1 pseudogene is annotated in these 604 nt (G+C 48.0%); it reads left to right on the plus strand.

What is annotated here, in order from left to right:
* Window positions 1–541: pseudogene (locus JIN78_RS17430) on the plus strand (hypothetical protein); the annotation flags it as partial.
* Between the last annotated feature and the right edge of the window lie 63 nt (window positions 542–604).

Genomic DNA, 604 nt, shown 5'->3' on the forward strand with positions numbered 1-604 from the left:
TTGCCGGCGACCTCGCCTAGTCAAGGAAAAAGCGAGTTATTTTCTATTTATTTTGCTCGTTTTCAATGAATTACAGCTTAAGTTGACGCGAATGGATGAGATGACTAAGTTCTTGGAAGGTCCGAAGGAGTATCTCGAAGGGCAAGAGGCTCCTTCGGGGGGGGATGAAGCTTTTCTCCGACTGGCACTTCGGGCTCGTCAATTGGCCAATGGATTGGAACCTCTCCCAGAAGAGCCGATGAGGGAGGTAAAGGCGCATCTGGGGGACCTCTTTGTAATTTTGGCAAAACACCGCTTCGAATTTGGTTACCGGACCGCAGGGGAGGTTTTGAAGTATCTGCGAGTGAGTCGTCATCTGGCCACGAACCAGACTGCTTGGGATGGCGGAGGTTGGCGTTATTCTTTGGATGATCAGATTGTGCAAAAGCTTCTACCAAAACTTCATGGAAGTATGGGTCGAATTGGAGGCCTATTGGCACGTCTAGCATTCTATTGTCACACGGGAAAAGATCACACTACACGACAAAAATCGAGCACGTAACGCACTGAAAATAAGGAAAAAATACGCAAAAAAGGCTTGCAATGTCGGTGGCCGCCCAAAATT

This window comes from Roseibacillus ishigakijimensis, assembly GCF_016595415.1.
GTDB classification, from domain to species: Bacteria; Verrucomicrobiota; Verrucomicrobiia; order Verrucomicrobiales; family Akkermansiaceae; genus Roseibacillus; species Roseibacillus ishigakijimensis.